This is a genomic window from Pseudochryseolinea flava (assembly GCF_003286915.1).
GTDB lineage: Bacteria > Bacteroidota > Bacteroidia > Cytophagales > Cyclobacteriaceae > Ohtaekwangia > Ohtaekwangia flava.
Map to the genome: position 1 here is coordinate 1 of NZ_QMFY01000033.1, position 9,390 is coordinate 9,390.

The 9,390-nt window shown below is 42.2% G+C and carries 9 protein-coding genes; 1 reads left to right on the forward strand and 8 read right to left on the reverse strand.

What is annotated here, in order from left to right; genetic code table 11:
- The first annotated feature begins 1 nt into the window (after position 1).
- Positions 2-103 (forward strand): transposase domain-containing protein, encoded by a 102-nt coding sequence (locus DQQ10_RS28495; RefSeq protein ID WP_112746629.1) that lies wholly within the window; start codon positions 2-4, stop codon positions 101-103.
- Positions 104-730: 627 nt separating this feature from the next.
- On the opposite strand, the gene DQQ10_RS27445 is transcribed toward DQQ10_RS28495, so the two are convergent.
- The 8 genes from DQQ10_RS27445 to DQQ10_RS27485 all read right to left on the reverse strand — a co-directional run bounded on the left by DQQ10_RS27445 (position 731) and on the right by DQQ10_RS27485 (position 9,045).
- Positions 731-1,438, reverse strand: coding sequence for a hypothetical protein (locus tag DQQ10_RS27445; RefSeq protein ID WP_112750161.1), 708 nt, complete (start codon positions 1,436-1,438; stop codon positions 731-733).
- A gap of 12 nt (positions 1,439-1,450) precedes the next feature.
- Positions 1,451-1,789 (reverse strand): hypothetical protein, encoded by a 339-nt coding sequence (locus DQQ10_RS27450; RefSeq protein ID WP_133259789.1) that lies wholly within the window; start codon positions 1,787-1,789, stop codon positions 1,451-1,453.
- Positions 1,786-2,709: a hypothetical protein gene (locus DQQ10_RS27455; protein ID WP_165824146.1), complete on the reverse strand. Its 924-nt coding sequence runs from the start codon at positions 2,707-2,709 to the stop codon at positions 1,786-1,788. The genes DQQ10_RS27450 and DQQ10_RS27455 overlap by 4 nt, the downstream gene beginning before the upstream one ends.
- Before the next feature lie 89 nt (positions 2,710-2,798).
- Positions 2,799-3,278: a hypothetical protein gene (locus DQQ10_RS27460; protein WP_112750164.1), complete on the reverse strand. Its 480-nt coding sequence runs from the start codon at positions 3,276-3,278 to the stop codon at positions 2,799-2,801.
- On the reverse strand, positions 3,272-5,113 hold the full coding sequence (locus DQQ10_RS27465) for a fibronectin type III domain-containing protein (protein ID WP_112750165.1): 1,842 nt from the start codon (positions 5,111-5,113) through the stop codon (positions 3,272-3,274). Before DQQ10_RS27465 ends, DQQ10_RS27460 begins: the two co-directional genes overlap by 7 nt.
- An 18-nt stretch (positions 5,114-5,131) precedes the next feature.
- Positions 5,132-6,856, reverse strand: a complete 1,725-nt coding sequence (locus tag DQQ10_RS27470) for a porin family protein (RefSeq protein ID WP_112750166.1) — start codon at positions 6,854-6,856, stop codon at positions 5,132-5,134.
- An 828-nt stretch (positions 6,857-7,684) separates the two neighbouring features.
- Entirely contained in the window at positions 7,685-8,125 is a 441-nt protein-coding gene (locus DQQ10_RS27480; protein ID WP_112750168.1) for a hypothetical protein, read from the reverse strand.
- A 227-nt stretch (positions 8,126-8,352) separates the two neighbouring features.
- Entirely contained in the window at positions 8,353-9,045 is a 693-nt protein-coding gene (locus DQQ10_RS27485) for an NADAR domain-containing protein (RefSeq protein ID WP_112750169.1), read from the reverse strand.
- Positions 9,046-9,390 lie beyond the last annotated feature (345 nt).

A 9,390-nucleotide genomic window follows, 5' to 3' on the forward strand; every position in this document is an offset into this window, starting at 1 on the left:
AGTGAACGGGATCGAGCCTATGCGCTGGCTCACCCATGTGCTTGAAGAGCTTCCAAAGAGAAGTGTCAATAATATTGACGACCTGCTGCCACACAAAATTTAAAGACGTAGTTGGCCGGGGGCTTACAGTTCATGTGTCTTTCTCGCAGCGCTGCATTTTCTGAAATTAGTTTCGGTGTAGTCAACAATTTATGTAAACCACCGTTACCGTTTAACACTAAGGCATTCGTTGGGGCTGAATATTTTGGATGATCATGTGGATAAACCACAACCACATATTTCATCTGAGGATCAGGTAGCCCAAAAATTCTGACTCCCTCTTCAAACAATCTCACTTCCCGACCATTATAATTCCAGCCAATTCCTGCTGTTGTATTACCTATGTATTCATGATATAGCTCGCTGCTAACTGACGGGAGTAACGGCAGACTAGCATCAGCGGAAATATTGGGAACAATCTGTTTGCCACTACTTGTGATTAGTTTAAAATCTGAAATCATATATGAAAAAGTTCGTTGTTTTCTCCAAATACTCTACTTGAACTAATTTCCAAAGGCTAACAGTCAAAGTTTTATCAGCCAAAGACACCGCGTGAAGATCACGCGTGCGATTTCATATTGAACTTTTCTCTTCTGGGCCGAAGTAAAGTATGTCTTCAGATTTTCGTCTGGTCTGTGCCAACGAAATTTCCGTCAGAAGAAAACCATAAAAAGAAGACAATGAACGATCCTCATTTCACAAGTGCTAGATCTAACAAAATTGGATTTCTTACTGGACTAATCTGTGCGAGGTCGTCGACAAGTCCCTCGACAATCATCATCGCATTTTTATAATCGACTGACTCAGGATTATTCGTACTTACTGTTCTATGTAGATCCAATACGTATTGCTCGATTTTTTCATATTCAGGGTTACCTGCAAGCTTAGCGATAATCATTTTTCGATACCAATGAAAGCGTGCTGTTGAAATGGGAATACCCGCTTGAAACTTATCGAAGGGCGTGTTGACGAATTCATTCAATACGATAATGTTCATAAAATCCTCCAAAAAGGGGACTAAGATATTTTCATATTGATTTATAATCATTGGAACTATATTGACAATTTCCTCCCGCGATCTAACCTCGATTTGATAATTTGAATTCAAACTCTTTGTCTCTACGCCAATCGTGTGTCGTGGAATATTTGGGTGAAGTCTGTCGCGATACTTTAAAATGAAATCATCGATAATCGAAAAAGAGACATAAAATCCTACTGAGGCATAAAAGGTGTTGCCGCCTCTATTTTCTCCCGTTCTTAGGAAAAGAAACGCTTTATCTGCGCCAATTAACCTAGTCATCTCAAGAGACACATCGCGAAAAGTCTCCCTGTATCCTCGCTCACCAAAATGCTGGCTTGTGGCGGAAAATAGTATATTTTGAAATTCACTGAAATCCATTACCGTGTGCTGTTAATTGGATATTTTGTGAAGCAATTCGATGGCGTCATCTCTAAACTGCACGCCGATCTTTCCTGTTTCGATCAATTTGATTCCTTGCATTGAAAAATCTTTGAACTGTATGGCGCCTATCTTTTCTAAAATATACTGAAGCTTTATTACCAAGGCTGAAGTTTCACGTTCTACATATGAAGCAACAGTCGACTTTAGCTCCTGGGCATTTACTAACATAGATGACAACGCAAAAAACAATGCAAGCATTGTAGGTACTTTGGATCTGCTCTCTGTAGCGTAATGACAAGTGATATTCACCTGATGGATATCTATTAAATGGAATTTGCGTGTTGTCACAGTGCCGTTCGTTTAAAATTGTGAAGCAAATTATTGGAATCAAGAATGTATAAATTGTTTTTACCGACGATCGGAGCGATCCCTATCCCTATGAAACCGGTTGCATCTGTAGGAAGTTTTGTAGACCACAACATTTCCAATGTCTTGAAATCAAGTACCCCTATCGTATTGCCTCCTTTTAGCTTTCCATGCGACGCGCTGAAGTACAGACAATCATCGCACAGGGTGGCGCCGACCAAATTCATATTTACGCCATCAAGCGATTCAATAATACCGCTCCGTGAAACCGTCTTTTTTTGGACATCTAGCTGAAGAAACGAATTGTCATTATTGGATATAAAAACTTGTCCATCATCCTGTGACACGATTGTTATTGCATAGCCGGGGCACGCTACGCCGTTGAAATCATCAACGATGCTTCCTGTTTCAATTTTTATCCCCTTGATAACTGAGTATTTACTGTTAAGATTGACTTGCATCCAGAGAATACTATCGACAACCATCAGCATCTTTAATACCTTTCCAAAAGGCACATCCCATAGTACCTCTTCCGTCGACAGTGAAATTGCTGTTATTATTTGTGAATGCTCAAAGATCAAGATGTCGCCAACCCTGGTACAATTTCCCATTTCATCAAACGCTAGCGTTTTTAATACATTCAACGTTGGAAAAGACATAAGATGGAATTTCGCCTTAAATCCTACGCCGCTTGGATGAAGCGTTCGATCGGAAGACCCCACGATGGTATTGTTGTAACAGGAACACATTCGCAAAGAACTAGCAGTGTGGGCCATTGTTGATTGATTCACCAAATCGAATACCTGGTGAGTTTTTTCTCGCGTGAATAATAAATATTTTTCATCAATAACAGCGTCCAGATAGCTTACATTGTCTTCGACACGAACATCGTTTACTATCATAGATCCCGATTCATTCAATTGTATTGAATTTGAACCAGAAAGCAAGAATGCTTTCACTTGGGGGTGCGATATGTGATACGTAAACATTCCTATTTGATTTTAATAAATCCAAAAAGTACCGCGCTACTTTGTGCGACATAGATATCATAAAGTTGACGAGCTTCTTTTGCAGCCAACCCGTTAAAAAGCTGAGCTCTTAATTGCGGATTCTTAACTAGTGTATTAAAGACGTTGTCATTTCCGTCATATAGTGTCCTGAATTTCTCCACCGCCGTCTCTCGCTTCAGAGTACTGTTATTGCCCGTCAGCTTTCTCCCGTCTAGCCAGTATTGAAGTTGATCCATTGACGAAATAACCTTGAGATAGTCTAAAAATTGAGCATAGGAGTTCCCTTTTCCTTGGACAAAATCACCAAAAGTATCTGCATCATCGTCCCAACTCTTACATTCCACAATTGTTCCATTATGAAGAAGAACATCCATTTTTCGCTTGCCTTGGTCTGTAGGGATTTCAAACTCACTGACCAGACTTTCAAAGAATCCTGGATTTTCGTGCAGCACTCTTAACATGAATGCTGTCGCTTTCCTTCGTCAAAGCCATGCACTCCTTGAGGGCTGCGTGAAAAACGTAGTGATAAATTCCACTCGCGATTTCCGGCCTTTGCGGCAACGGCGGCCGTCGTTTCATGAAGCTTTCCTTTCTGATCCACTAAATATCCCTGACCATCGTCGCCCTCAATCGCGTAGGTTTTTCCGGCAGGTAAAGTTTTCTGATTTCCACTTTTGTCGACAACCACAACAGATCCATCACCATTTGTATAAACAGAACTGATGCCGCCAACGACGATCACATGTTCATCGGCAACAAAGGCATTAGGATCGAACATCTCATCGGGAAGATTACTTTCAACGATCGTCAGCAATGTATCAAGCTGATCAAGATTCTCGACCAATTGATCCATGAAGTTGATGACACCGCTGGGTACAATATCCACACCTGCACCCGTCACATTCAAGAATCCGTTGACCATCCGGAGGTCTTTGTTTACAGTGATATTTGTAAACTCAACACGTGCTTTCGCTTTACTAAAGAATGGAACTTCGATCACGCCTTCTCCTGTGAATTGACCATTACCGCCGCTAACTTTTGTAAGCTTTACATCAAAGTCTCCCGAGTTGATTACATCACCGACTTTCAGCGATGGTGCAAGTTCTGTTGGATCGAGAATAATATTATCTAAAGGCACGCCGCAGGAGTATGTTGCCTGCGCGGCGTCCTTTGTCTTTACCGTTGCAACGGTGCTGTATTGCGCTTCGAAGAGTCCGCAAGAAGCTGACACCTGATATTCGTAGGTTGTACCCGGCTTCAAGGATGAGATTTCGACCTCGTTAATGATCGCTTTATTCTCATACCAGTTTGTTGTGCCTGCCTGTCGATAGCGAACCTTGAATCCAGTGTGGTTAGACCTTGATAGCCACTTTACATTGAGCCGTGTTGCTGCGGGTGAAAACGCTGCGACCTGCTCTGGAACATCACAAGCGTCACCATACACAAAAGAGACTACAGCACTGTAGCCGTTATTCTTAAACAGATCATACTCTTCCGCGCCTACTATACTTTTAGCGCGAACACGCATGGCGTAACGACGACCGAGTTCCAGTGGAGTTTCCGCCAGGCCGTAAATAAAACTGGTGCTTTGGGTGGTGACATCAAGAATTGGTGGCGACGTAAGCATAGCGTCATTCGGATTTCTGTTCGAAGGCCAAACTTCTACGACTTTGATTTCATATTCCGTAGAGAAAGCTGAATTGGGCGATCCGGTGTGTCTTGGTGTCCACTGAAAAATAACGTTCTGTGGAATCGTTGGTGTGATCTTCGCGTTGTCCTGCGGGATGTTCACGATAGGCGGATCATTCAAGATCAGCCAGGCCGGTGCCGTGATGTTATTCGAGATCTTTACGCCGCGATAATACTCAAGAATTTCGAAGCTGAATTGATAAAACCCTTGCGGGAGTGCCCCTTTCTGTTCGAATTCTCCTCGGGTGATTCCGGAAAAAGATAAGTTGTTGGGATTGAAATACTCAATGAGGTCGGTGCCGTTCAATCGAAGTGGAATTCCTCCCTGTAAAATTAATTCCGAGCCGATGTATTCTGGTTTTGTTTCGATACGAACATTCTGACTCTCGATTCGGATTCGTAATCTTACCCTCAGTTCAGGTCGCGTAATATCTTTGAGTGCGACGTTGAGGATCAGGCGGTCAGTTGTGCGTGATGTGTAATCAGAAATATAAACTGAATAAGGTGGAATGAGCACAGCATTCCCTTGTACCGGATATACTTGTGCCACCACTTGCCTTTGCGCAAGTAGAAAGAATAACAATATAAAGAGTCGCTGAAGTCTCATGAAATAAAATTCAGTGCTTTAGTTTCCAAATGAATAATTATAGCCAAGGGTGCCGGTAAATTCTTTGAACCCTTTACTTCCGGCTTCGCTTTTCTGCGTTCGCGTTAAGGCAACGAGGTTCAGGGATAAACTGTGCTTTTGTTTGATCGTGTAGCCGGTGTTTGCGCGAATCGTCATCACGCGGCTTGTTGTTGTTCCGTCGACATAGGTATTATTGGCAGAACACGACCCTGTAACGCGCATCTTCTTATCGAAAAGTGCTTTCGAGGCGGTAAGCGATGGTCCCATGGTCGATGACTTCATTCCAGCGGCTTCGTTAAGCGAGTAATTGAACGAGGCACTCAATGTAAGATTCGATGGAACGATGCTCAGGCTGTAAGCAGTATTGATATTATAGAATGTGCTTCCCGAGTTCTGCTCAACTTGAACCTGTTTGTCCGCAGCTTTCATGATGGAAAGATTCGCACTGATGCTTCGCTTTTTCTGTTCTGTACTGGGTAAGAGGTAATTTCCCGTGAGTGTCAGGTTCTGGGTGATTTGTGTAAAGTTCAGCGTATCAAGATTGTCATACGGTGTAACCTGATTAATGGTGACGAACTGCGAACGTACATTGGTATAGGTCTGAAAATTGGAATAGCTTGTGGATAGGTTCAGTTTTTCGTTCGGCACAAATCCAACATTCAACGCGCTCACTACACGCCGCATGGTGGTGATCTTATCACCGTTAAGATTATCCCGCTGCGTTCCGACGCTCGCTGACAAATTGACTTTTCCGCCGGCTAACGCTGTTGCACCATTCACGGTGATATTTTCGAGGTCGTTATTAAAATAGTAGGCACCTAGTGTGGTGTACTCAGGATCAATTCTTTCGTACCCTAACCCCACGGCATAACCATTACCCTGATAGGACAAACTGCTTTTGATCGCATTGTAATAGGCTGTAGAGATTCGTGGCGTAAAAATGCCGCCCATGCTTCCGAATATTCCCCTCCCTCCGTTTTCTGCTACGCGTTGGTCACGTGTGATGGCACTGTTAGCCCACTCCGCTTTCACCATTAGTTTTTCGAAAAATGTCATCCCCCCGCCAAGACTAAAAACTAAATTCTCCTGCGGCTTGACACCATAATCATCCGGTATAAATCCGATACTGGTCGAATCATCTTTCGCACGAAACGTGGTGAGTTCAATAAAGCGTCTGCCATCTCCATAGTTTACTTTGAACCCATAGCCACGACGCTCGTAAGAGGGCTCGTTGCGTTCGGTCAGTGTATCCAATTCCACTGCACGCCTTAACCGGCCATACATGGCGCTGATTTTCAATTTTCCCGTCGGTGTGGCATCAATGCCGACCCCCAGAAAAACATGTCCGCTTAGCGTATAGGGCGAGAATGTCATGGAGGTGTATCCAACATGGCCCGTAATCCACTTGTACGTTGGATGAAGACTATATTGATTGAATGGTTGCTGATACGAAAAATTTTGGTTGGAATAGCTAAACGACAAAGGCACACTCCAGCCGTAAAGTCCGAAGTTAACGTTGCCACTGACGTAGTAACTATAAGGGTCGCGGCGCGAATCGATGCCACTCGCTTTGTAAAAAATTTGATTTGCTGATATCCCTCCCGAAACACTGAAAGGGTTTTCTTTCCCAATCGACGCAAGATCTTGGGCAACGAGTTGAAGCGAACAAAGGCACGCAAGCGCAACGCCAAAGAGCAAAATTCTTTTTTGACTGAGGTTCAACGGTCAAGGATTTGACCGCTAAAATAAGTCGCGATGCGCTAGTAAAAAAAAAGCGTGTAATATTTTTTAGTTTCGTGCAATAATCTGAACAAGTGTCTTGATGTTCTAACAAGTGACGGTGGTATCTCGCACCGGAATTATCCGGTACGATTCATCTCCACGCTTAACCACATAAACATCCCTTTATTCCTGCTAACTCCAGTACTTCTTTCGCTTGCTCTGTAATAAAACTGAACGCTGTATTACACTTAATCTAAAAATCGGCGGAAAGCCGTCGTAGGTTCCTTCAACACATCCTTTGAAACTAATATGGGCTTGCTCGGATTAGACGCCAATGGTTTGTAGACAGAATGGTCAAAGTCAAAAGCCCTAAGATCTTCAATAGATCAGGAAACGTTTGTGAGTATTGGTTAGGGCGGGAACTGAGAGCATCCTTTAGCATTGGTGTGAAATCGTTTTGGCATATGACCTAATAAGTGAAATCGCTTGCTCTCGGTTTCTAGCAAAAAATCTTTTGAAGCGCTTACGAGCAATGAAAGTGACCTTGCACCGACGGCGCACCATCACGAGTACCCAATACTGCGATCAACGAAATTGCAACCTTTCTTACCGTCGGAGCGGAATCTTGTAAAAAGGTCTGCGAATGATTGAAAACAATTTGCTCATTCGATTTCAACAATAACGTTGCGGGTATTGTTTCTGACAAATCAGACCGAACATCATCGAAATATTTCGTAATCATTAATGGAACATTCTGCGCCTGAACAATCATGCAAAACATTCATGAAAATCAGTGTTGCAGTTTTAATGAACGTCATAGCGATAACTTTAAACAATCGTTTTATTAATTCTTGCGATTTCCCATCGAATTATGAATGACTTCCATTCGAGTGTTAATTGTCGAAATGTCTCCAATGATAATTCACAATATTTTTCTGTATTTTGTTCATATTCTATGTACGACATTATTCTCACCCTCTCATCGCTAAAGAATACGCAGACATAGTCACCAATATATTCTTCATTGCTTTTTGCAAATATTTGTTGATCGATGTATCTAACCCAGTTGTCGATGTTTGTGCCCCTCCAGTTTGACAAATAATTGCTTATATATTCATTACCTAGCATTACAAAGTAGTCCACAAGCGGTAAATACTTTTCATTGTTTTGTGCGTTTAAGAAAGGCTGTCCTCCAAGCCTCGCCAAAATCTCTGGATTAGGGCTTTCATACAAACCAAAAGTCAATCCAATGCAATTTTCCATTACCATGTTACTTGTCGTTTTATAGAATTGTCCAGCAAGAAGTCATAAATCGATTCGGTGTTTTTCGGACGTTGTCCATTATCAGATGGATTTGACGTTCGCGTTCCTTCGCATCCATGTGCCACGCCTTGCTGTTAATGGCATATGGATCATAACCACTTTCCTGGGGCCATGGCATCCGTCGTTCCTTACTTAATTACAAGAAACAAAAAAATTAAGTCAGCTTTGTCGATTTAATATTCCCCTGCCTGAACAAATCGATACTGTGTCATGACCTCTCCGAACAGATTCCTTTCGCGCCAATTGGGAACAAGGTGAAAATCGGTATCGGCGGCTATTTGACCATCAACTAACGTAGTTCCTACCGTATTCATCAGAGAATTGTAAAGTGATTGACTTTGTTCAAATTTGGCCTTAACACCATCGTAGTATATGCTGCGTTCGTTAAATTTCCAGACCATCGGGTTGAAATGTTGGATCTCTGAGCTCAATTTAATGATCTCCTCTGGTTCTTGAGTAGCAATTATTTTCCTCGCAAGCTTACGATCTAAAAACAACATTGACTTACAAAACACCATGAACTGTCCAAGTGATTGGAAATCATGTGATAGGTTGTCAAAAGGATCCTTTGTGTGTTCGTTGTAACTAAATTTTGTTTTTAAGGTGCACGGATACCAAATATTTAATGGCGATTGTTTATCAAGGAATTTTGTAAATAACTCAGGGTATTGAAGATATTTCCGATAAGTAAAAAATCGTCCATCCTGTTCTGACTCATTGGAATGCTCAAACGCATTTCTTACTTCCATTATCCTTGCCTGTCGCGTTAACGCGTCATCTTCATCTTGCGACAGATTTGATGTTGCTTGTTTACCTTCCTCCATCCGTTTCCTAAATTCGGAAAGTCCCCATTCTTCCATGTTCATTTATTCTTAGACAACATGATCACATTGCTACTTTCTCAATCTTGAATTGGTAAAAGTTTCGCCATAGTCGATCAAGACTCAAACAAATGCAATTCCATTACCATATTTTTTCAATACGCTTCAAATATTCTGATTTATCCCAATTTCCGCCAGTGCCGCTCCAATATTTTTCGAAGACATTGTCCATGAGCAGATCGATTTGAGGTTCGCGTTCCTTCGTGAATATTTCGCTACCGTCTGACCCACCCTTTCGGTAATTACCTGACCCACCTATTTCGGAAATGGTTTGACCCAGGTATTTCGCTAATTATCTGACCCACCCGTTTCGGTAATCATTTGACCCGG